21 protein-coding genes are annotated in these 22327 nt (G+C 74.0%); 14 read left to right on the forward strand and 7 right to left on the reverse strand.

Annotation, left to right across the window (positions count from 1 at the left end):
- Positions 1–5: 5 nt before the first annotated feature.
- Positions 6–878, forward strand: coding sequence for an NAD-dependent protein deacetylase (locus AB0K14_RS13425; RefSeq protein WP_360450236.1), 873 nt, complete (start codon positions 6–8; stop codon positions 876–878).
- Between the two features lie 5 nt (positions 879–883).
- Here AB0K14_RS13425 and AB0K14_RS13430 read toward each other — a convergent pair whose 3' ends face one another.
- The gene (locus tag AB0K14_RS13430) at positions 884–1507 is read right to left on the reverse strand and encodes a class I SAM-dependent methyltransferase (protein ID WP_360450239.1); all 624 of its coding nucleotides are present in this window, start codon (positions 1505–1507) and stop codon (positions 884–886) included.
- 132 nt (positions 1508–1639) lie between these two features.
- On the opposite strand from AB0K14_RS13430, the gene AB0K14_RS13435 reads away from it, so the two are divergent.
- Together AB0K14_RS13435 and AB0K14_RS13440 are read left to right on the forward strand one after the other, a co-directional pair.
- A complete protein-coding gene (locus AB0K14_RS13435) occupies positions 1640–2134 on the forward strand; it encodes a SigE family RNA polymerase sigma factor (RefSeq protein ID WP_360450242.1) in 495 nt (164 codons plus the stop codon).
- A gap of 10 nt (positions 2135–2144) precedes the next feature.
- Positions 2145–3110 carry a hypothetical protein gene (locus AB0K14_RS13440; RefSeq protein WP_360450245.1) on the forward strand — a complete coding sequence of 322 codons (966 nt, stop codon included), beginning with the start codon at positions 2145–2147 and terminating at the stop codon, positions 3108–3110.
- 9 nt (positions 3111–3119) lie between these two features.
- On the opposite strand, the gene AB0K14_RS13445 is transcribed toward AB0K14_RS13440, so the two are convergent.
- The 3 genes from AB0K14_RS13445 to AB0K14_RS13455 all read right to left on the reverse strand — a co-directional run bounded on the left by AB0K14_RS13445 (position 3120) and on the right by AB0K14_RS13455 (position 5601).
- The gene (locus AB0K14_RS13445; RefSeq protein ID WP_360450248.1) at positions 3120–3626 is read right to left on the reverse strand and encodes a DUF6463 family protein; all 507 of its coding nucleotides are present in this window, start codon (positions 3624–3626) and stop codon (positions 3120–3122) included.
- An 80-nt stretch (positions 3627–3706) separates the two neighbouring features.
- Positions 3707–4360 carry a response regulator transcription factor gene (locus AB0K14_RS13450; RefSeq protein WP_360450251.1) on the reverse strand — a complete coding sequence of 218 codons (654 nt, stop codon included), beginning with the start codon at positions 4358–4360 and terminating at the stop codon, positions 3707–3709.
- On the reverse strand, positions 4357–5601 hold the full coding sequence (locus AB0K14_RS13455; protein ID WP_360450253.1) for a histidine kinase: 1245 nt from the start codon (positions 5599–5601) through the stop codon (positions 4357–4359). Before AB0K14_RS13455 ends, AB0K14_RS13450 begins: the two co-directional genes overlap by 4 nt.
- A 268-nt stretch (positions 5602–5869) precedes the next feature.
- On the opposite strand from AB0K14_RS13455, the gene AB0K14_RS13460 reads away from it, so the two are divergent.
- The 9 genes from AB0K14_RS13460 to AB0K14_RS13500 are packed head-to-tail and all read left to right on the forward strand — an operon-like array spanning position 5870 to position 15754.
- On the forward strand, positions 5870–6697 hold the full coding sequence (locus tag AB0K14_RS13460; protein ID WP_360450256.1) for a hypothetical protein: 828 nt from the start codon (positions 5870–5872) through the stop codon (positions 6695–6697).
- Positions 6694–7644, forward strand: a complete 951-nt coding sequence (locus tag AB0K14_RS13465; protein ID WP_360450258.1) for a polysaccharide deacetylase family protein — start codon at positions 6694–6696, stop codon at positions 7642–7644. Before AB0K14_RS13460 ends, AB0K14_RS13465 begins: the two co-directional genes overlap by 4 nt.
- Positions 7641–8807 (forward strand): O-antigen ligase family protein, encoded by a 1167-nt coding sequence (locus tag AB0K14_RS13470; protein WP_360450261.1) that lies wholly within the window; start codon positions 7641–7643, stop codon positions 8805–8807. The genes AB0K14_RS13465 and AB0K14_RS13470 overlap by 4 nt, the downstream gene beginning before the upstream one ends.
- Positions 8782–9852, forward strand: a complete 1071-nt coding sequence (locus tag AB0K14_RS13475; protein ID WP_360450264.1) for a glycosyltransferase — start codon at positions 8782–8784, stop codon at positions 9850–9852. The genes AB0K14_RS13470 and AB0K14_RS13475 overlap by 26 nt, the downstream gene beginning before the upstream one ends.
- Positions 9849–10892 (forward strand): hypothetical protein, encoded by a 1044-nt coding sequence (locus AB0K14_RS13480; protein ID WP_360450267.1) that lies wholly within the window; start codon positions 9849–9851, stop codon positions 10890–10892. Before AB0K14_RS13475 ends, AB0K14_RS13480 begins: the two co-directional genes overlap by 4 nt.
- Positions 10886–12151, forward strand: a complete 1266-nt coding sequence (locus AB0K14_RS13485) for a glycosyltransferase 87 family protein (protein WP_360450270.1) — start codon at positions 10886–10888, stop codon at positions 12149–12151. Before AB0K14_RS13480 ends, AB0K14_RS13485 begins: the two co-directional genes overlap by 7 nt.
- A complete protein-coding gene (locus tag AB0K14_RS13490) occupies positions 12148–13554 on the forward strand; it encodes an oligosaccharide flippase family protein (protein ID WP_360450273.1) in 1407 nt (468 codons plus the stop codon). The genes AB0K14_RS13485 and AB0K14_RS13490 overlap by 4 nt, the downstream gene beginning before the upstream one ends.
- Complete coding sequence (locus AB0K14_RS13495) at positions 13551–14639, forward strand: glycosyltransferase (protein WP_360450275.1); 1089 nt, start codon at positions 13551–13553, stop codon at positions 14637–14639. Before AB0K14_RS13490 ends, AB0K14_RS13495 begins: the two co-directional genes overlap by 4 nt.
- The gene (locus AB0K14_RS13500) at positions 14636–15754 is read left to right on the forward strand and encodes a glycosyltransferase family 4 protein (RefSeq protein ID WP_360450278.1); all 1119 of its coding nucleotides are present in this window, start codon (positions 14636–14638) and stop codon (positions 15752–15754) included. Before AB0K14_RS13495 ends, AB0K14_RS13500 begins: the two co-directional genes overlap by 4 nt.
- Here the strand turns inward: AB0K14_RS13500 and AB0K14_RS13505 are convergent.
- Together AB0K14_RS13505 and AB0K14_RS13510 are read right to left on the reverse strand one after the other, a co-directional pair.
- Positions 15726–17183 carry a putative glycoside hydrolase family 15 protein gene (locus tag AB0K14_RS13505; RefSeq protein WP_360450280.1) on the reverse strand — a complete coding sequence of 486 codons (1458 nt, stop codon included), beginning with the start codon at positions 17181–17183 and terminating at the stop codon, positions 15726–15728. The genes AB0K14_RS13500 and AB0K14_RS13505 overlap by 29 nt on opposite strands.
- Complete coding sequence (locus AB0K14_RS13510) at positions 17165–18571, reverse strand: sugar transferase (protein WP_360450282.1); 1407 nt, start codon at positions 18569–18571, stop codon at positions 17165–17167. The genes AB0K14_RS13505 and AB0K14_RS13510 overlap by 19 nt, the downstream gene beginning before the upstream one ends.
- A gap of 342 nt (positions 18572–18913) precedes the next feature.
- On the opposite strand from AB0K14_RS13510, the gene AB0K14_RS13515 reads away from it, so the two are divergent.
- Both AB0K14_RS13515 and AB0K14_RS13520 read left to right on the forward strand, forming a co-directional pair.
- Positions 18914–19741, forward strand: coding sequence for a glycosyltransferase (locus AB0K14_RS13515; protein WP_360450284.1), 828 nt, complete (start codon positions 18914–18916; stop codon positions 19739–19741).
- Complete coding sequence (locus AB0K14_RS13520; RefSeq protein ID WP_360450287.1) at positions 19741–21057, forward strand: FAD-dependent oxidoreductase; 1317 nt, start codon at positions 19741–19743, stop codon at positions 21055–21057. Before AB0K14_RS13515 ends, AB0K14_RS13520 begins: the two co-directional genes overlap by 1 nt.
- On the opposite strand, the gene wecB is transcribed toward AB0K14_RS13520, so the two are convergent.
- Complete coding sequence (gene wecB, locus AB0K14_RS13525) at positions 20975–22207, reverse strand: UDP-N-acetylglucosamine 2-epimerase (non-hydrolyzing) (RefSeq protein ID WP_360450290.1); 1233 nt, start codon at positions 22205–22207, stop codon at positions 20975–20977. The two genes, AB0K14_RS13520 and wecB, sit on opposite strands and share 83 nt — an antisense overlap.
- Positions 22208–22327 lie beyond the last annotated feature (120 nt).

Below are 22327 nucleotides of genomic sequence, written 5' to 3' on the forward strand. Positions count from 1 at the left end.
ACGGCATGCGCACACGGCCGACGCTGAGCTGGACGCCGACCGGTGCGCCGTTGCCGCGCACGACCAGCCTGGACGAGGTCGTGCGGGTGGTCGCCGAGGGGCGGGTCCTGGTGCTCAGCGGCGCCGGCCTGTCCACCGAGTCCGGCATCCCGGACTACCGCGGCGCGTCGGGCAGCCTGCGCAGGCACACCCCGATGACCTACGACGAGTTCGTCGGCAGCGTCGAGGGCAGGCGCCGGTACTGGGCGCGCAGCCACCTCGGCTGGCGGACCATCGCCCGCGCCGCGCCCAACACCGGCCACCACGCCGTGGCCGAGCTGCACGCCCGCGGCCACCTGTCCGGTGTGATCACGCAGAACGTCGACGGCCTGCACCAGGCCGCCCGCACGCCCGACGTGGTGGAGCTGCACGGCAGCCTGGACCGGGTCGTCTGCCTGGACTGCGGCGCGACCGGCCCCCGCGAGGACCTGGACCGCCGGCTCCGCGCGGCCAACCCCGCGTTCGAGGCCACCGCGACCAGGGTCAACCCGGACGGCGACGTGGACCTGCCCGAGCACGAGGTGCGGTCGTTCCGGCTGGTCGGGTGCGCCGACTGCGGCACGGGCGTGCTCAAACCGGACGTGGTGTTCTTCGGCGAGAACGTGCCGCGATCACGCGTCGAGCACTGCTACGGGCTGGTCGACTCCGCCGACGCGCTGCTCGTCCTCGGCTCCTCGCTGACCGTCATGTCCGGCCTGCGCTTCGTCCGCCGCGCCGCGGCCGCGGGCAAGCCCGTGCTGATCGTCAACCAGGGCGAGACCAGGGGCGACGTCCACGCGACCGTGCGCGTCGACCTGCCCCTGGGCCACGCCCTGACGTCCCTGCTCGACCGCCTCTAACGCCTCTAACGCCTCTTCAGGCGCAGCACGACGTCCGCGCGGGTGCCGTGCTCGCCCTCCGGGCCGGTGATCTCCCGCTCGACCTGGTCGTCCACCTCCACCACCCACTCCGGGCCGAGTCGGAGTGAGGCCAGCACGTCGGCGTTGGTCGGGAACCGGTACTCGACCGGCGGGTTGTCGGCCAGCCACGTCGGCCAGCCGGCGTGGCCCACGACCAGCAGCACCCCGCCGGGCTCGACCGCCTCGGCCGCCCGCGCCAGGATGCCCTCCCGCTCACCCTCCGGCGCCACCGATGAGTGCAGGAACTGCGCCGAGACCAGGTCGAACGTCCCGGTCGGGAACGAGCGGCCCAGGTCGTGCCGCTGCCAGTCGATGCGCGCGGCCAGGCCCAGCTCGGTGGCCCGGGCCGCGCCCCTGGCCAGGGCGACGGTGGAGACGTCCACCGCGGTCACCGACCAGCCCTGCCCGGCCAGCCACAACGCGTCGCCGCCCTCGCCGCAGCCCAGGTCCAGGGCGGTGCCCGGGGTCAGGTGCGCCACCTCCCGCACCAGCAGCTCGTTGGCCTTGCCGGTCCACACCTGGTCGCGGTCGCGGTAGAACGTCTCCCAGTACTCCTCTGCGGTCTCCATGCTCCGATGGTGCGGACCACCCGGACCGATCGGCAAATAAAGTTGCTGCTCCGGCAACTCGGCGGCCGGTGCAACCCGCTCGCCCACAAGTGCGTAGAGGGGGTGACCGCAGGACATCGGGGGAGGCGACGGGTGGGGCGCGACGACGAGTTCTCCCGGTTCTTCGCGAGCCGGTTCGACCAGGCTCGACGCACGGCGCACGCGCTGTGCGGTGACTGGCTGGAGGCGGAGGAGATCACGCAGGCGGCGTTCGTCCGCATGTACGCCGCCTGGCCGAAGGTGCGGCGGGAGAGCGCGGAGGCGTACCTGCGCACCATCGTGACCAGGCTGTTCCTCGACTCCCGGCGCCGGGGGAGGGGGCGCGAGCAGGCCGTGCCCTCCCCGCCGGAGTCGGCGGTGCCTGCCGACACCTCCAGCGACGAGCGGCAACCGCTGCTGGCCGCGTTGCGGCACGTCCCGCCGCGACAGCGCGCCGTGCTGGTGCTCCGGTACGTGCACGACCTGTCGGTGGAGCAGGTGGCGGAGTCGCTGCGGTGCTCGACCGGCACGGTGAAGAGCCAGACCGCCCGGGGTCTGGAGACGCTCCGCGAGGCCTATCGCGGCACGGTCGCCCCAGAGACTGCGTGATGGAGAGTGCGTGATGTGGGAGAACGAGCAGGAGTTGCGCGGCGCGTTGCGGTCCGAAGTGGACGGCCCCGCGCCCGCCTCGCGCACCGACCTGGCGGACTTGCTCAGGCGTGGCCGACGCCGGCTGCTGGCGCGCCGGGTGGCCGCGGCGGCGGGCGTGCTGGCGGTCGTCGGCGTGGTCGGGTTCGGCACGGCCGCGCTGGGTGAGCTCGCCGCGCCGGACCACTCGCCGCCCGCCGACGGCAACAGCACCGCCGCGCCCCTGCTCACGACGTCGCCGGCGACCGTCGGTCCGGAGTGGACGACGCCCGGCCTGCCGGCGCGCGCCCCCTACGGCACGTTCACCCCGGGATCGACCGCGCCGCCCCCACCCGGCCGGGAGGTCCTGGTCGTCCCGCAGTGCGACCCGGGCGCCGGCAGCCGGTTCACCACCTGGCTCTCGCCGCGCCCGCCGGCGCCGCTGCTGGACGCGTGGGCGTCCGCCGTGCGGCAGGTCGCCGCGCCCGCGCAGGTCAGCGGACCGCACACGCGCACGATCCCGGCGAACGAGGACAAGCACCCGGACCAGGTGGACGGCCACACCCAGTGGATCGACGTCACCGACGGGGGCGGCACCGGGAGCGTGGACCTCGACCTGGGCCGCACCACCCTCGCCCCGCCGGCGGCGGCCGACGACGAGGCGTTCGCGGAGGGCAACTGCACCCCGCCGCGCCGCCTGGTCCGCGCGGACGGGACGGTGCTCCAGTTCTACCCGGTGCGGGCGAGCGAGCCGTACCAGTCGCTGCTCCAGGTGCTGCGCATCTACACCCCGAGAGGTGACACCTACGCGGTCACCGTGAGGAACTTCGGCAGCCCGGACTTCGAGTTCCGCGAGCAGGACGCGTCCTTCGACCGCACCGGCGCCGGCCGCGGGACGCTGCCGTTGACCGAGGAACAGCTGACCCGGATCGGCCTCGCCGTCGCCGACGCCGCGTGACCGCCGGGCCTACCACCGCGACGCGTTCGAGCGCGGCGCCGACCACCTCGGCTGCCCCCGCCGCGCCGAGGTGCCACCGGAGGGGGACCTCAAGGCGCCGACCACCAGCAGCACGCCGATCAGCAGCAGGGTGATCGTCCCGGTGTCGAAACCACCCAGCAGCCCGAGCAGCACGGCCCACGCGCCCACGCCCCACCCCAGCCACCCGGGCACGTGCGCGCCGCGCCGGACCAGCCACGTCACGAGGGCGCCGAGCAGGAGCAGCGGCACGCCGAAACTGCCCGGGCCGAACCAGAACGCCTCCGCGACGGCGAGCCGGTCGGGTGAGGGGTCCGACGTGACGGTGTGGGGGAATCCGTCGTCGACGATCCGCGCCCAGACCTCCCGGCGCACCACCGCGGCGGTCACGGTGTGGAAGAACCCGCCGCACGCCGCGAGGAGCCCACCCCACGCGGAGAAGTCGCACCACCAGGCGCGTGACGTCGTGGCCTCGGAACGCGTGTCGATGTCCGGCATGTGCACCAGGCTGCGCGCCGGGGCGGCGGGTGTCCTCGACCGCGGGTCGCCAACCGCTCCACCGAAGTGATGAGATCGGACTAGCTCGGACGAACGAGCCCGTTCTCGTACGCGAAGATCACCGCCTGCACCCGGTCGCGGACCTCCAGCTTGGCCAGCAGGTGGCCGACGTGCGTCTTCACCGTCGCCTCGGACAGGAACAGCCGCTGCGCGGTCTCGGCGTTGGAGTGCCCCCGGGCGATCTCCAGCAGCACGTCCCGTTCCCGTGCGGTGAGCCGCTTCAGCAGCGGCGAGGCGTCGCGGGCGACCCGTGAGGTGACGAGGTGCTCCACCATGCGGCGGGTCGTGGACGGCGCGATCACGGCATCGCCGGCGTGGACGGCGCGGATGGCGTGCAGCACCTCGGCGGCCGACGCGTCCTTGAGCAGGAACCCGCTCGCGCCGGCCCGCAGCCCGGCGAGGGCGTACTCGTCGAGGTCGAACGTCGTCAGCACGATCACCTTGGGCGGGTTCTCGCGGGCCGTCACCAGACCGGTGGCCTCGACGCCGTTCATGCCCGGCATCTGCACGTCCATCAGCACGACGTCGACCCGCGTCTCAGCGAGCTTCGCGACCGCGTCCGCACCGTCGCCGGCCTGCAGGACGATCCGGATGTCGTCCGTCGCGTCGATGACCATGGCCAGGCCGACGCGGATCAGCTCCTGGTCGTCCACGAGGGCGACTCTGATCGTCATCTCGAAGGCTCCCCAACGCCGGCGCGGAACTCCGCGCGCACCCTGAAGCCGCCCTCGACGGGGCCGGCTTCGAACACACCGCCCGCGGCTCGCACCCGCTCCCGGACACCGCGCAGCCCGGCGCCGGTGCCGGGTACCGCCCGCCGGTCGTCGGCGTCCCCGCCGTCGTCGTCGACGGTGACCACCGACGAACCCGGTGCGTGCGCGATCGTCACGGTGACCGTGGGGTGCGAGCCCGCGTGCTTGACGCTGTTGGTCAGCGCCTCCTGGATCAGGCGGTACGCCGCCGCGGCCGCGCCCGCCGTCAGGGCACCGGCCGGACCGCGCTCGGCGAAGCGGACGTCGACGCCTGTCGCGCGCACCCGTTCCACCAGGGCCGGTACCGCGGCGAGCGAGGGCCGCACGGACTCCGCGGAAGCGGCTCCCCGCAACACCTGCAACGTGCCGCGCATGTCGGCCAGGGCCTCCCGCGCGGTGTCGGCGATGACCGACAGCGCCCGGGTCGCGCGGTCCGGTGACTTGGCGGCGATGGCGGAGCCACCCTCGGCCTGGCGCACGATGACCGCCAACGAGTGGGCGACGATGTCGTGCATGTCGCGGGCGATGCGCTCGCGCTCGTCGGTCGCCGCACGCTCGGCGGCCGCCGCGGCATCCTCGACCAGGCGTTGCCGCCGGTCGAAGTGGGACCGGCCCATGGCCCAGGTGCCGGTCACGGCCGTGACCAGGACGACGAAGGTCAGCAGCAGCGTGAGCCGGCCCACCGGGAGGATGCCGTACGCCGTCGCCATCCGCACCGTGCACACCAACGCCCCGACCACGCTGATCCCGAGGGCGAGCAGGCTCTTGAGCCGTGAGCTCCGCGCGGCGACGGCGTACAGGAGCACCAGGTAGACCGCCGACGACGGGAGGAAGAACAGCGGGATCTCCAGGTCGTCGCTCGTCCCCGCCAGGCCCAGCCCCGCGGCCGAGACCACCGTGTTCGGCAGCGCGAGCGTCACCGCCATCGCCAGACCGGCGAGCAGGAAGGCGGCCTCGGGGGCGACCCGACGCAGCGCGACGGTGGCGAGCACCACGAACCCGCAGGTACCGGCCACCCACAGCACCCAGGCGGGTGCTGTGGCCACGCGGAGGATGTCGAGCGAAGCGGCCCCGATGACCGCGCCGATGACCAGGGCGAGGACGGTGTCCGGCACGACCGGGTGTGCCCGCATCCACCGATCGGTGCGGCCGGTCCAAGTCACGGCCCCGATCATAGGCTCCGACACCGCGTGACCCCGGCCGCCCGTGCCCGCGCGACGTGCGTCGTGCGGGCCGGATCGCCGCACCGGTCGGGCCGGAGGCAGAACTTCGTTGTGTAGTCGGCAATGTAACTCGATCGTGTAGTGGCCTATCGCTCGAACGAGTCGAGCACATCCGGGTTCTACGCTCCCCATCCGATATCGGGATCACACCGACCGCTTCCGCGCGCCGGCTGTCTCCACGGGCCGTTATCTCCCTGGGAAGGGTCGCGTGACTGGTTACCTCGAACTCGCAGCGTCCGCGGTGCTGTACGCGCTGGGCATCGTCGCCCAGTCGATCGCCTCCCGGCGCGCCGAGGAAGGCGGCGGCGGGCTCGGCCTGCTTGCCCGGCTCGCCCGCGACCGGCTCTACCTGCTCGGCTTCGCGGGCCAGGTCGGCGGTTTCGCGCTGGCGTTCCTGGCCCGCGCCCAACTGCCGCTCTACCTCGTCCAGGCCGGGTCGTCGTGCGCGGTCGGCCTGGCCACCCTGTTCGGCATCGTCGTGCTCGGCTGGCGGGTCCGCGCGATCGAGGTGGTGGTGCTCGTCGTGATGGCCGCCGGCCTGGTGCTGCTCGTCGCGGCGGCCACGCCGTCGGCCGCGCACGACGTCCCGCAAGGCCTCGGCATCGTCCTGTTCGGACTGCCCGTGGTCGCGCTCGTCCTGGTGCAGCGCCGGATCGGCGGGGTGGTGCCGCTGGCCGCCGCCGCGGGCCTGACCTTCGCCGTGGTCGCCATGACCAGCCGCACCCTCGCCGACGAACCGCTGCTCACCCTCCCGCTGTACCCGCTGGCGTGGCTGATGATCGTCGCCGCCCTGGTCGGCCAGTCCTACCTCGCCCTGGCCCTGCGCCGCGGCTCGGCCACCTCGACCGTGGCCACCATGGACGCCACCACCGTCGTGCTCACCTCGATCATCGGCATCGCCGCCCTCGGCGACCGGATCACCCCGGGCCGCGAGTGGTGGGTGGCGCTCGGCGTCGCGCTGGTCGTGTCCGGCGTGCTCCTGCTCGGCTACGCCGACCGCTTCACCAGGACACCGGCGACGGAGGTGAGCGGGTGAACACCGCCAGCGTCTCCCTCGACCTGGACAACCTCTGGGCCTACCTCAAGACCCACGGCGACCCGGAGTGGGAACGCCGCCCCAGCTTCCTGCCCACCGCCGTGCCGCGGCTGCTGGAGGCGTTCGGCACGCACGGCCTCACCACGACCGTCTTCGTCGTCGGCGCGGACGTCGAACGCGAGGACGGCGCACGGGCCGTCGCCGCCATCACCGCCGCCGGGCACGAGGTCGGCAACCACTCGTTCGGCCACGAACCCTGGCTGCACCGCTACACCCGCGACCGGCTCGAAGCCGAACTCGCCCGCACCGAGGACGCCATCGTCGCGGCCGGCGCGCCACGGCCGACCGGGTTCCGCGGCCCCGGCTACAGCGTCACCCGCGACCTGCTGGAACTGCTCGCCGAACGCGGCTACCGCTACGACGCCAGCACCCTGCCCACCTGGATCGGCCCGCTCGCCCGCGCCTACCACAACCGCACCGCGCCGACCGGCGGAGAACGGGACCTCTTCGGCGGCTTCTCCCGCGTCCGCGCACCCAACGCCGCCTACCGCTGGCGCGTCGGCGCGGGCCTGGTCGAACTGCCGGTCACCACCATGCCGCTGCTCCGCCTCCCGATCCACGGCTCCTACCTGCTGCAACTCCACCAGGTCTCACCCCGCCTGGCACGCGGCTACTTCACCGCCGCGTTGAGGCTGTGCCGGGCGCGCGGCGTGCAGCCGTCGCTGCTGCTGCACCCGACCGACGTCCTCGGCGCGGCCGAGGCGCCCGGCATGGAGTTCTTCCCCGGCATGGCGGTGCCCGGCGCCCGGAAGGTCGAGTTCCTGGGCTGGGTGCTCGGCGCGCTGCGCGCCCACTTCGACGTGGTCGGCACCGGCGCCCACGTCGACCGGCTCGCCGCGGACCTGCGCGAGCACGACACCGGGCTGCTGGCGCGGTGCGGCGGATGACCTGGCTGGTACGGGCACTGACCTGCGCGACGGTGTTCGTCGCGCCGCTGGAGGGCTACCTGCTCCAGGTGCACGGCCAGCTGGCCAAGGTGCCGCCCGCCCTGCTCCTGGCCGTCTGGGCCGTGCTCCGGGTGCGGCAACGCCGAGTACCCGAGCCGCACCCCGTGCACGCGGTCCTCGCGCTGCTCGCCGTGGTGCTGCTGGCGTCCTCGGCGGTGCACTCCGGCGGCGCGTTCACGCTGGACTACCTGCTCCGCTGGCTGCCGTTCCTGCTCATCACGGTGGTCCTGGTGGACGTCGTGTCCCGCGAGGTGCCGATCCGCGCGGTGCTCACGGCCACCGTCGCGGGCGCCGTGGTGGCCGCCGTCGGCGCGTTGTACGGCATGGTCACCGAGGGGCAGACGCGCGCGGCGGGGCCGTTGGAGGACCCGAACGACCTGGCCTACTTCCTGGTCGCGGCACTGCCGCTGCTGCTCGCCCTGCGCCACCGCGTGCTGCCCGCGCTGGCCGCCGTCGTCCTGGTCGCGGGTGCGGCGGCGACGTTCTCCCGGGGCGGCGCGCTCGCCCTCACCGCCGCCGTGGCGTGGCTGCTGGCCCGACGCGCGCTGCCGCTCAAGGCGTTGGCGGGCGGGGTGGCGGCGCTGGCCGTGATCGGCGTGGCCGCCGTGCTGTTCGCGGGACCCGAGCTGGACCGCGCGGTGCGCGAGAAGACCCACATCGCCGCCACCAACGTGGACACCCGCGAACTGCGCTGGCAGGCCGCCGTCCGCATGGTCGCCGACCACCCCGGCCTCGGCCTCGGACCGGGCGGGTTCCGCGCCGGCTACCCCGCCGCCTCGAACAACGCCGAGATCGACGAGCAGACACCGGTGGCGCACAACATGTACCTGGAGGTGGCCGCCGAACTCGGCGTGCCCGGCTTCGCGCTGTTCGCCGCACTCCTGGCGCTCACCGCGGTCGTCAGCGAACGCGTGCGCCGCGCCAGTCCCGACCCGCTGCCGGTCCTGGCCGTGCAGGCGTCCCTGATCGCGGTCGTGGTGGCCTCCACCTTCCTGTCCCAGCAGTACTACCTGCCGTTGTGGTCGCTGGTCGCGGTCGTGGCCGCGGCCGACCTGCGGCTGAGGAGGACGAGCGACGATGCGTGTGCTCCACGTGATCAGTGAGATGGGTACCGGTGGCGCCGAGGCGCTCGTCGCCGGGATGGCCCGGTCCGGCGCGCAGTTCGGCTGGCAGTCGGCCGTGGCCAGCGGCGGCGGGCACCGGGCCGAGGCGTTGCGCGCCCTCGGCGTGCCGACGTTCACCGTGCCGGTGGCCCGGCGCAGGGCGGCCGGCGTGCTGCGCGCCACCACGGCCACCAAGGCGGCGATCCGCAGCTTCCGACCGCAGGTCGTGCTGGCGCACAACGTCTCGGCCAGCCTGGTCGCCCGGCTGGCCGTGCTGCCGGGTCGGCTGCCGCTGCTGACCGTGTTCCACGGTGTCGCCGAGACCGACTACAGCGGGGCGGCCCGCATCCTCAAGCACACCTCGCGCACGGTCGTCGCGGTCGCCGACGCCACGGCCGACCGGCTGCGCGCCGCGGGCGTCCCCGACCCGGTGGTGATCCCCAACGCCGTGTTCCCGCAACCCGAACGGGTGAACCGGGAAGCGGTCCGCGCGGTGCACGGCGTCGGTCGGCACGTGCCGGTCGCGCTGTGCCCGGCGCGGCTGGAACCGCAGAAGCGGCACGACGTGCTGCTGGAGGCGTGGGCGAAGCTGCCCGGCGACGCGGTGCTGTGGCTCGCGGGCGACGGCAGCCTCCGCGACGTGCTGCGCGTGCGCGCCACCGAACTGGGCATCGCCGACCGGGTCCGGTTCCTCGGCAACCGCTGCGACGTGCCCGACCTGCTGGCCGCCGCCGACGTCACCGTGCTCACCAGCGACTGGGAGGGCATGCCGATCGCGGTGCTGGAGTCGCTGGCCGCCGGACGTCCCGTGGTGGCGACCGATGTGGACGGTGTGCGCCAGGCGCTGGCCGGTGGCGGCGGTGTGGTGGTGCCGCGCCGCGACCCGGCCGCGACCGCCGAAGCGTTGCGGTCGCTGCTGTTCGACCCGCGGGCACGAGCCGGACTGGCCGAGGCCGGCCGCGCGTCCGTGCGGCGGGAGCACGACCCGCGGCTGCTGATGCGGTCCTACGACGAGTTGCTGCGCACCGCGATCGGAGCGTCATGAAGAACCTGCACGCCTGGAAGAACCGGATCGGCTCGAAGGACCCGAACGGCTCGAACCACCTGAACGGCTCGAAGCGACGGCACGGCTCGGAGGAGCGGAACACCTCCGGGGACCGGTACCGCCCGAGGAACCTCAACGGTTGGAAGAACCTGCGCGTCGTACGGGCACCGGGCGTCCTGCGCCGTCCGCTGCCGGTCAGCCTCGGCGTCGCGCTGCTGGTCGCGCTGACCGCGGTGCTCGCCGTCGAGCTGGGCGGCGCCGAGTACGAGAGCCGCGTCGGCCTGCTCGCGGTGGCCACCGACCCCGGCGAGTCCGCCCAGGCCGGTTTCGGCGAGGTCGTCGCCCTGTCGCTGCCCGCGCTGGTCGAGGTGGCGCGCACGCCGACGGTGCTGCGCGCGACGGCCGACGAGCTGGGCACCACGACCGACGACCTGGCCCGCCGGGTGTCCGTGGAGCTGGTGCCCGCCTCCGGCCTGGCCCGCCTGTCGGTGCGCGCCTCGACCGCCGACCAGGCCGCGCAGGCCGCGACGCGGATCGCGCAGACCGTGGTGGACGCCGACCTGCTCTCGCCCGTCGCCCGGCTCCGCCTGCTCGACCGGCCCGAGACGACCCAGGTGGCGCCCGACCGGCCGCTGGGGTTCGGCTTGGCCCTGGTGGCCGGGATCGTGGCCGGTCTGGCCGCGTTCGCCGTCGGCCACCTGCGGCGGACCCGGTCCCGCGACGACGTGCGCGCCGCGCTCACCGCCGGTGGCGTGCGGCGCCCGGTGGCCGTGCTGCCGGACGACGACCCCGACCTGGCGCGGCGGTTGGCGGTGCTGTGCGAGGCGTCGGCTCGACCCGCGCGCGTGGTGGCGGTGGTCCCGGAGCTGACCGATCGCGCCGAGGAACTGGCCGCCGAGCTGCCGGACAAGACCGGGGAGCCCGCCGACGGCGACGCGGTGATCGTCCTCGCCCCGGCCGCCGGGCGGCCCGAGGAGCTGGCGGCGGTGGTGGGCGCGCTGCCGACCACGGCGACCGTGGTGGCGGTGGTGACGTGCTGAAGACCGTTGCGCTGAAGGAGAAGACCCGCCTCCTCACCGCCCTGGTGGCGTTCGTGGGCGCCGTGGCGGCGTGGCGCGCGCTGCGGCCGTCGTGGGAGGTGCCGCTCCCGACCGCGGCGACCCGGCCCGAGGAACGGTTGCAGGACTTCCGCGACGCGCTGTACTTCCCGATCCGGGAGTTCCTGGCCGGCGGCAACCCCTACCTCCCCGCCACCATGTTCGACCACTGGCCGGTGCGGCAGGGCTTCAACCTCTACCAGCCCTACCACCTGCTGCTGCACGCGCCGTTCGCGCTGCCGGGCTACCGGGTGGGCGCGGTGGCGTTCACGGTGGCCTCGTTGCTGCTGCTGGTCGTGCTGGCGCTGCTGGCGGCGGGCCGGCTGCGCCCGCACGTGCCGCTCGCCCTGGGCACGGCGGTGATCGTCACGCTGCTCGTGCTCAGCCAGGTGGGCAAGGCGCAGCTGTACGTCGGCCAGGTGAACCCGCTGATCGCGGTCGGCGCGGCGGGCGCGTTGCTGGCCCGGCGTGACGCGCCGAGGTGGGCGTCGGCCGCCTTGGCGCTGGCCTGGCTCAAGCCGCAGTTCGGCCTGCCGCTGGCGGTGCTGCTGTTCGTGCGCGGGTCGCGACGGGTGGCGTTGACCGGGACGGCGGTCGCGGCGGCGGCCAGCCTGGTCGTCGTGGTGCCGCTGGTCGTGCGCGACGGCGGGGTGGGGCCGTTCCTGGACGTGATCGCGGCGAACCTGGCCCACGCCGGCCAGACCGCCTACGGCGCGGTGGACTCCATGACGGCGCAGCGGATCGACCTCGCCGCCGTCTGCTACCGCGTCGTGGGATGGCTGCCGCCCGGCGCGGAAGCCCTGGCGCTGGTCGGTGTGCTCGCGACGAGCGCGGTGCTGGCGCGGCGGCTGGACCGGATGGGTGAGCCGGCCGCGGCGGACCTGCTGACGTGCCTGGCGGTGGTGGTCGCGGTGGTGCACCAACCCGGTGACGTGCTGATCGCCGTGCCGTCGGTGGTGGCGGTCGGTGTCGTGTGGTGGCGTCACCGGCGGGAACGGGGCTGGTGGCGCGTCGGGCCGGCGGTGCTGCTGCTCCTGGTGCCGTTCGCGCACCTGCACTTCGTCAGCCAGGCGGTCCGCGCGGTGTTCGGCGCACGGGTCGACGTGACGGTGGACGGCGTGGCCGTCGTGGCGGCGTGGCTGGTGGTGGTGGGGTTCGCGGCCACCCGCCGGTGCGCGAACGTCGGCGCGGTCCGGGCGTGACACCCGTCGGTCAGCGGGCCGTGCGGGGCTCGCTGTGGCTGTTCGCGGTCAACCTGGTCAGCAAGGGCAGCCAGATGGCCGTCACGCTGGTGCTGGCCGCCTTCCTCACCGAGGAGGGCCTGGGCCTGGTGGCGTTGGCCGTGGCGCTGGTGAACATCGGCCAGGTCGTCCAGTCGATGGGTGTGTACGACGTGGTCAGCCGGACCGACCGCGACCCCCGTCGCGTCGCGGGCACGCTCCTGGTGCTCAGCGCGGGCGCGGGCCTGGCGCTGGCCGTGGCGCTGGTCCTCGCCGCGGACGGGATCGCCCGCGCGTTGGACGCGCCGACGGTCGCGCCGCTGGTGCGGCTCGCGGCGGTGAGCCTGCCGTTCTCGGCCGTGGCCGGCGTGCAGATGGGACTGCTGCACCGCGACCTGGACTTCCGCCGCCGACTGCTGCCCGACGCGGGCGGCGCGGTGCTCGGCGCGGCCGTGACGATCGCGCTCGCGGTGGCGGGCGCCGGACCGTACTCCCTGGTCATCGGCCTGCTGTGCACGGCGGTGGCGCAACCCGTGCTCGCCGTGGTGGTCGGTGTGCGGGTGCGGCCGGTGTGGGACGCGGACGCGGCGGTCGAGGCGGGGCGGTGGATCGCGGTGGTCGGGCCCGGCGCGCTGGTGGCCGTGCTGCTGATCAACGTGGACTACCTGGCGATCGCCAGGGTGCACGGGCCGGAGGTCGTCGGCGTGTACTCGTTGGCCTACCGGATCGCCTGGGTGCCGTACATCCTGGTCGCGGTCGTGCTCGGCGGCGTGGTGCTCCCGTTGTGCGCCAAGCTGATGCGCGACGGGCAGGGACTGTCCGAAGTGGTCGGACGGTTCACCTGGGCCGTGCTGGTGGTGACCGGCGGCCTGTACGCGGTGACGGCGACGTTGGCCGACCGGGTCGTGGTGTTCGGCGCGCGGTGGGCGGAAGCGGCGACGCCGTTGGCCCTGCTGTGCCTGTACGGCCTGGGCATCAGCCTGCTGCACCTGTGGTACCAGGTGCTCAAGGCCGCCGGGCACGCCCGCCGCTACCTGGCGCTGGAGGCGACGCACCTGGTGCTGCTGGTGGGCGGGCTGCTGCTGTTCACCCGGCACGGCGTGGTGGCGGTCGCGCTCGTCCAGGTCACCGCGGCGTGGCTGGTGGTGCCGTGCACGTGGTGGGCGTTGGCACGACGGGGTGTCGGCCCGCCGTTGCGCGCGCTGGCCCGCGGCGTGGCCGGTGTGGTCGCGGCGGCGGGGTGCTGCGCCGCGGTGGCGTTCCTGATCGGTGACGTGTTCGGGCCACCCGGATCCGTGGTGGCCGCGCTCGGTGAAGGGGTCGTGTTGGCGGTGTTGTGCGGCGTGGTCGTGCTGGCGGCGAACCGGGAGGTGGTGCGCCGGTGAGGGTCGTGCACGTGAGCCAGCCCGTCACGGCGGGCGTGGCGGCGGTGGTGGTGGAACTGGCCCGTGCGCAACGGGAACTCGGCTGGTCGGTGGCCGTCGTGTGCCCGCCGGGTCCGCTGGCCGAACGGGCGCGTGACGTCGGCGTCGAGGTGCGCGCCTGGCCCGCCCGTCGGCAGCCCGGCATCGGGACGGCGGCGGAGGTGCTGCGGCTCCGGCGCGTGCTGCGCGACCTCGCGCCGGACGTCGTGCACCTGCACAGCTCCAAGGCGGGGCTCGCCGGACGGCTGGTCGTGCGCGGGCGGCGGCCGACGCTGTTCCAGCCGCACATGTGGTCGTTCCAGTCCGCCGGCGGGCCGGTGGCGCGCGCGGCCCGTACGTGGGAACGGCTGGCGGCGCGGTGGACGCACCAGCTCGTGTGCGTGAGCGACGACGAACTGACCGCCGGGCGTGCCGTAGGGGTGGCGGGGCCCGCGGAGGTGGTGTGCAACGGCGTGGACGTCGACCGGTTCCGGCCCGCCGACCGGGTCGCGGCGCGGTGGCGGCTGGGACTGCCGGACGTGCCCACGGCCGTGTGCGTGGGACGGCTCGCGCCGCTCAAGGGCCAGGACCAGCTGCTCGCGGCGTGGCCGGAGGTGCGGGCGAAGGTGCCGGACGCGCGGCTGGTGCTGGTCGGCGACGGCCCGATGGCACAGCGGTGGCGGGAGGTCTGCGACGACGAGTCCGTGCGCTGGTGGGGTCACGACGACGCGGTCGCCGACTTCTACGCCGCCGCGGACGTGGTCGTGCTGCCGTCGCGGGCTGAGGGGATGGCGCTGGTGCCGTTGGAGGCGATGGCCTGCGGGCGGTCGGTGGTGGCGTTCGACGTCAGCGGCGTGCGGCAGAGCGTCGGCGAGGCCGGGGCCGTGCTGCCCGCCGGTGACGTCGCGGCGCTGGCCGACGCGGTCGCCGTGCGGCTCGCCGACCCCTCGGCTGCGGACCTGGAGGGCGCGCACGGCAGGCGGCGGGCGGAGTTGCTGTTCGACCGGCGCCAGGTGGCCGACCAGATCGCGACCCTGGTCGACAAGCTGCTGGTGGGCGCGCGGTGAGCCGGGTGCTGCGGGTGGCGTACCTGCTGACCCAGGACAGCGGCGGGCCGGTGGACGTCACCGTGCGCCTGGCGCGGGCCCTGATCGCCTCCGGTGAGGCGGACGTGCGGGTGTTCGGTCCGGTGCCGCGTCGGGGCGCGGAGGCGTTGAGCGGTCACCACGAGCACGTGGAGGTCGGCGACAAGGCCGACGTGCTGGCCGGGAAGCGGGCGCGGGCGGCGGTGCGGGCGTGGCGGCCGGACGTGGTGCACGCGCAGGATCGGCGGGCCGGACTGGTCGGCGCCGGGCTGCGGTGGCGGCACCGGGTCGTCCAGACCTACCACGGGGTGCCCGACGACGTGGGGGAGGAGTGGTTCCGGGGTGTGCCGCGGGCGGCGGGGCCGTCGGCCTACACGCGGACCGTACTGGCGGCCGACGCGGTGGTGGCGCGGGCCGTGCACCGCACGGTGGTGCCCGCGCGGGCCATGGGCCGGTTCCTGTCGACCAGGCTGAAGGTGCCCGGGGACCGGGTGGCGCACATCGACAACTGCGTGGCGCCGGCGCACGTGCAGCCGCCGGTCGGGCCGGTGCGGCGGCTGGTGTTCGTCGGCCTGCTGGTGGAGCGCAAGGGGTTGGCGGCGCTGCTGGCGGCGCTGGCGTTGCCGGGGGTGATGCCGGCGGACGCCACGTTGACCGTGGTGGGCGACGGACCGGAACGGGCGAGGGCCGAACGGCTGGCCCGCGCGCTGGGCGGGCGGGTGGAGTTCCTGGGGTTCCGCGCCGACGTGCCGGACCTGCTGCGCCACCACGACGCGCTCGTGCTGCCGTCCACCATGGAGCAGCAGCCGCTGGTGGTGGCCGAGGCGATGGCGGCGGGCAAGCCCGTGGTGGCCACGGACACCGGCGGGGTGGCCGACATGCTGGGCGGTGCCGCCGCGGGTGGCGCGCTGGCCGCGCCGGGTGACGTCGACCAGCTGGCCGACCGGCTGCGCGCGTTGTTCGCGGAACCGGACCCGGGCCGCATCGGCTTGGCGCACGCCGAACGGGCGCGGGAGCGGTTCGCGCCGCACGTGTGCGCGCGGCGGCACCTCGACCTCTACCGCGAACTCATGGGCTGGGACTCGGCGACGGCATAGGGGCCGGGGTCGTCGTGGTCGTGGTGGTAGTGGTCGTCGTCGGCTCGGAGGTGGCCGGGGAGGTCACCGTCGTGGTCGTGGTGGTCGTCGGGACCGTGGTGGTGGTGGTCGTCGTCGTAGCGGTGGTGGTCGTGGTGGTCGGCGTCGGCGCGGTCGTCGTGGCGCCGGTGGGCCTGACCAGGATCACGGCGTCACCACCGGCCAGCTCGATCGTGGCCGGCGCGGCCGCGCCGCCGTCGATGTCGACCAACCCCGGTGGCGGCGTCACCTGCGCGGCGGTGCCGGTCGGGTTCACCGCCACGTACCCGCCGGTGAACCGCCGGTCCCACACGCCGGAGGGCAGCCGGTTGGCCGTCTCGACCGCCTCGCCGAGGCCGGCGTCCTGGTACTTCGACCAGTCCGGGTCGCGGTAGTCCTTCGTGGTCGCACCGGACCAGCACGTGTGGGGGCTGGCCAGCAGCGCGGCGGTGGCGTACCCGACGCGCTCCTCCCGCGCGCCCTTGGTGTGGGTGATCAGCAGGAGCCAGCTCTCGCCGAGCGCGGCCTGGGACCGCAGCTCCTTCCACTCGTTGCCCTTGAACGTGAGCAGCTCGCCCGTGCCGTTGTCGCGCAGGCCGAAGTTCTCCTCCATCGCGCCGTGGTAACGCGAGTGCGCCGTCCACCGTCCCGCGGTCAGATGGGATTCGGACACGTTCGGGATCAACATCTTCCCGGCCTTGTGCAGCGCGTCACCGGCCGCGGTGAGGAACTTGTCCATGCCCTCGCGGATCAGCCGATCGGACTCCGCCGCGTCCGCCGTGCCCTTGAGCACGGCCGACGAGTAGTACTTCAGGCTGCTGAAGTCGTTGTCCGCCAGCACGCCGTCCCAGCCCTCGCGCACGACCTCGGCGGTGACCGCGTCGCTCCAGGCCTTCTGGTAGGCCGGGTCCCACACGGTCATCTGCCAGTGCTTCGGGTACGAGTTCCACTCGATGCGGTTGTTCTTGGTGTCCACCGCGAACCAGTGCGGGCTCTCCCGCTGGGCCTTGAAGTAGCCGATGCCGGTGGGCAGCAGCGGCGCGTCCGCGTCGCCCTCCACCGCGCCGGGGTAGTTGCGCGCGCTGGCCAGGTCTTTGTAGACCAGCACCTTGATCTTCGGGTTGAGGTGCTTGAGCCTGCGCAGGGCCGAGGTCTCGGTGGCGTTGAGCACCACCAGGCTGTAGCGCTGCGCGGCGAACGTGATGTCCCGGTTGCTGGGCGGCTCGCCGATGCCGTACCACCAGCCGCACGGCGCGAGAGGTTTCGGCACGGGCCCGAGCGGTTCGGGTGGCACCGGTCGCCCGGGAGCCGCGCCCGCCGTGCACGCCGCGGCCGACACCAGGAGCACACCGGCGCACAGCAGGGCGAGGGTGCGGCGGTGTCGTCGTCGGTTCAGCGGTTCCTTCGGCACAACAGCTCACCCACCGTCTGCAACAGGATTTTCACGTCCAGCCACAACGACCAGTTGGCTATGTAGTAGTTGTCGTATCGAGACCTGTCGACAATCGAGGTGTCGCCTCGCAGGCCGTGCACCTGCGCGAGCCCGGTAAGCCCCGTGGGGACTCGGTGCCGGGCCCAGTATAGCTCGTGGATAGCCGAGAACTCGCGCACGAAACCCGGTCGCTCCGGTCGCGGTCCGACGATCGACATGTCACCCCGGATGATGTTCCACAACTGGGGTAGTTCGTCCAACGAAGTGCTGCGGAGGAATCGGCCGACTGGTCCGACCCGGCGATCTCCGACCACCGACCAGGTGACTTGGGAATCGTCTTCACCGTTCATTCTCACGCTGCGCAGTTTGTAGAGCACGAAAGGCTGATCATCCATCCCGACCCGGATCTGGCGGAAGATGACCGGCCGGCCGCTCTCCAGGAGCACGGCCAGCGCGCACAGGCCGATCACCGGCGAGAGCACGACCAGCGCGACGGCGGCCAGCAGCACGTCCATGGCGCGCTTGACCCACCAGCTCGGCCTGCTGGTCGGCGCGGTGCCCAGGCGCATCAGCGGGTAGCTGCGCAGCCGTTCGATGTCCGGCCCGTCCTGGTAGAGCTCGAACATCCGGGGCACGACCAGGGTGGTGCACCCGAGCCGGTGCGCGGTGATGGCCGAGTCGACCACCGACGACTCGCGGGCGTGGGAGAACGCCAGCACGACCGTGCCGACGCCCAACCGGGTGATCGCGGCGGCCAGGTCCTCGTCCATCAGCTCGACCGGCAGGGCGGCCGGGTCCAGCGCGGGCTCCGGGTCGACGAACCCGACCGGGCGCAGGCCGAACTCCGGGTGCGCCAGCATCGCGCCGACCAGGTCGACGCCGACCTTCCCGGCGCCGACCACGATCGTGCGGTCGCAGCGGTGGAACCTGCGGCGGCACCAGCGGCCGAAGGCGAACACGGCCAGCCGCGCCGGTTCGCTCAGCGCGGCGAACGCCAGCACCGACCACTGGGCGGCGACGGTGGCGCCCGGTGGCCCGCCTTCCACCAGCCCGACCAGCGTGACCAGGGCGAACGCCACGGCCGTCGCGCCCGCGGAGCGCGGCAGGTCGTGGAACCACGACAGCCACAGCCGCCGCCGGTACAGCCGGCACGCCGCCCGCACGCCCAGCAGCGCCACCGCCACCACCGTGGTCCACCGCGCGCCCGGCGAGTACCGGGCGGCCACCGCCGCGATCGCCGTCACGTCCACCGCGACCAGCAGCACGGCCACCGCGTTCACCCGCCGCAGCAGGTCCGACCCTGCCGCCTCACCCGGCCCGGGCTGCCGCCGCCGCGACACCAGGAACGACGCGGTTGCCGAGCCCACGCCGTTCACCTCGGACCGCCCTTGCCAGGGACCGAGCGCGTCCCGTCCACGCCACACCACATTCGGACGACGTCCTTCCCACCACGAACCCGATATTGGTCACCCGTTCGAGTCCATACGAACGGGAATCTCTGCTCACTCCGTGTGCATCAAGCGCGATTCATTGGTGTTGATTCACTCTTTCGGTGAACACTATTCCCCTTTCCGGTGGTGCTCAGGTCCGTTCGCTCCGTCAATTCTCCCCGTCGTGCGACGAGATACCGCCGGGGTGGTCGAATCTAGTCGCGGCCCGGAGGCGAATAATTCTGGCCCGTCATCCGCCATCAAGTGAAATGGGGCCCTTTGACCGTCGACGAAGGCGACGTGCGCACCGCGTCGGAACAGGGCGGACCGGCCCTTTCCGACGGCGCGCGCGTCCACCCGCGTGCCCATGTCGTGCTGCCCGCCTACAACGAGGCCGCCTCGCTGCCGCCGCTGCTGACCAGGCTGGCCGATCTCGCGCTCGCCCAGGAGCTCGTCACCTGGGTGGTGGACGACGGCTCGTCCGACGGCACCGCCGACGTCGTCGCCGACGGCTGGCCGGGCCTGGACGTCCGGCTGGTCAGGCACCCGGTCAACCTCGGCCTCGGCCAAGCCGTCCAATCAGGACTGCGCGCGGTGCTGGCCGAGGCCGACGACCAGGACGTCGTCGTCGTGATGGACGCCGACGACACCCACGACCCGGCCCTGATCCGCGACCTGGAGCGGGAGATCGCGGCGGGCGCGGACGTGGTGATCTGCTCCCGGTTCGTCGCCGGCGGCGACGACGCGACCGCGCCCGCGCTGCGCCGGCTGCTGTCGCGCGGCGCGGCCGTGCTGTTCCGCCGCGTGCTGCGGGTCGACGGCGTCCGCGACTTCACCAGCGGCTTCCGCGCCTACCGGGTCAGCCTGCTGGCCCGCGCCGCCGGCCACTGGGGCGAGCGGCTGATCGAGGAACGCGGGTTCGCGTGCATGGTCGAGCTGCTGCTCAAGCTGCGCCACTGCCGCCCGGTGGTCGCCGAGGTGCCGCTGGCCCTGCGCTACGACCGCAAGCAGGGCCCGAGCAAGATCCGGATCGCCCGCACGGTCTGGCAGTACGTGAAGCTGCTGGTCCGCGACCGGCTCTCGCCCGCGCCGTACCGGGCGCTGTGATGGGACGCGAGGACCACGGGCACGTGGTGGTGGTCGGCGGCGGGATCTGCGGCCTGGCCACCGCGCACCGGCTCGTGCGCGCCGGCACCAGGGTGACCCTGCTGGAGGGCAGCGACCAGCTCGGCGGGCTCGGCACGTTCTTCGCCTGGCGCGACCGCTGGGTCGAGCGCTTCTACCACTGCGTGATGCCGACCGACGACCACCTGCTCGACCTGCTGGGCGAACTCGGGCTGCGCGACTCGATCACCTGGCGCCCCACCCGGATGGGCATGGTCGTCGACGGTCGCGACTACCCGTTCAACACGGCCCTGGACCTGCTCAGGTTCACCCCGTTGGGTGTGCTCGACCGGCTGAGGTTCGGCGCGGTCTCGGTGCTGCTGCGCCGGCTCGGGCGCGGCAAGGACCTCGACCGCACCCGTACCGAGGACTGGCTGCGCGGGCTGTACGGCGACCGGGTGTGGGAGCTGCTGCTCGCGCCGCTGTTCGGCGCGAAGTTCGGCGCGCGGTTCGGCGACGTGCCCGCGCTGTACCTGTGGCAGCGCCTGGGCCGCGAAGGCGCCGTGTCGGTGCGCGGGTACCCCGACGGCGGCTACCGGGCCGTCATCGACGCGCTGAGGGCGTCGATCGAGGCCGGTGGCGGTGTGGTGCGGCTCGGCGCGCCGGTGCGGCGGATCGGGCTGACCGGCGGCGGCGCGCGGGTGCGGCTCGTGCTGGACGGTGACGAGGTCGTGTCGGCGGACCGGGTGGTGTCCACGCTGCCCCTGCCGCTGCTGCGGCAGCTCGCCGACGACGACCTGACCGCGCGGCTGCCCGACGTGCGGCTGCCCTACCAGGGCGTGGTCAACGCGCTGTTCTTCCTGCGCCGGCCCCTGTCCGGGCACTACTGGACGCCGGTGGTGCGGTCGGGCACGGAGTTCGACGGCCTGATCCAGATGACCCCGCTGGCCGGCGTGGACCCCTACGACGGCAGGCACCTCGTCTACGCGATGCGGTACACCGACCGGGAGTCCGCGCTGTTCCAGGAGGACGACGCGGCGATCGCGGCGCGGTGGACCGCGCAGCTGCTGGCGCTGCACCCCTCGTCGGTCCGCGAGGACGTGGAGGACGTGCGGGTGTTCAAGGCGCCGTTCGTGGAACCGGTGTACCCGCTCGGGTACCTGGCGCAACGCCCGCCCGTGGTGGTCGCCGGCACTCCGCTGCTGCTGGCGACCACCGCGCACGTCTACCCGGACGTCACGAGCTGGAATTCGAGTGCGGCACTCGCGCGACGGGTCGTCGCGACGCTGGCGGGGGCACCACAACCCGTTCCGGGCTGAGCTCGACCGGCCTGAGCTCGGCCGCCCGGCAGTGCACCGGCTCGCCGCGGACCAGCTGTCGCAGCGCGGCGGCGATCCGGGTCGACGGCGAGCCGGTGCCGTAGGGCGAGGGGATGTGCTCCAGGCGTTCCCGGTGGCCGGCCACGTCGTCCAGCCACCGCAGCACCTCCGCGCACACCCGCGGCCCCGGCGGCACGAGGGTGCCGAACGTGCCCTCGATCTCGGGCCGCTCGGTGCTGCGGCGCACCACCACCACGGGCCGCTTGAGCACGCTGACCTCCTCCTGGATGCCGCCGGAGTCGGACACGACCACGGCCGCGCAGCGGGCCAGCGCCAGGAACGCCGGGTACGCCTGGGGTTCGGCCACCCTGAGCCGCTTCAGCAGGGCGGACAGGCCGAAGCCCTCCACCCGCTTGGCCGTGCGCGGGTGCAGCGGCAGCACCACCGGCAGCGGCAGCCGGTTCAGCTCGCGCAGGATCGACTCCAGGTTGACCGGGTCGTCCACGTTCTCCGGCCGGTGCAGCGTGGCCAGCACGTAGCCGTCGCGCCTCAGCTCGTGCGCGGCGAGGACCACGGCCTCCTCGTCGGCGCCGGGCAGCGCGGTCACCAGGGCCTCGACCACCGTGTTGCCGGTGATCGCGATGCGCTCCTCCGGCACGCTCTCGGCCAGCAGGTTGGTGCGGTTGAGCGGCGTCGGCGCGCAGCACAGGTCGGCGAGGTGGTCGATGGCCACCCGGTTGTGCTCCTCGGGCATCGCCCGGTCGAAGCTGCGCAGGCCCGCCTCCACGTGCACCAGCGGCACGTCGTTGGCGTTGGCGGCCAACGCGCCGGCGAGCGCGGACGTCGTGTCGCCCTGCACGATCACCGCGTTCGTCGGGTGCCGGGCGAGCACCTCGTCCACCGCCGCGACGGCCGCGCCGAGCTGGCTGCCGCGCCGGCCGCCGCCGACGGTCAGCTCGTGGAACCGGCCGGGCAGGCCGATGTCCTGCCGGATCCGGTGGTACATCGCGGTGTCGTAGTGCTGTCCGGTGTAGACGACGGTGGCGGCGGCCCCCATCACGCGGATCAGCGGGGCGAGCTTGATCAGCTCGGGCCTGGTGCCGCACACCATCGTGACGGTGCCGGGAACTCCCTGGTCTATCGGACCCACCTCCAGTCGCGGACGACGCGCGCCGGGGCGCGATCGCGGTGAAGGTTAGAGTCCCCTGGGGAGATTTCCCTTGTGCCTCAGTCGATCGAGTGAACTTGGCCGGTGTCGGGCCCGGGTTGT

Origin of the sequence: Actinosynnema sp. NPDC050801, from assembly GCF_040673975.1 — a bacterium.
GTDB lineage: Bacteria > Actinomycetota > Actinomycetes > Mycobacteriales > Pseudonocardiaceae > Actinosynnema.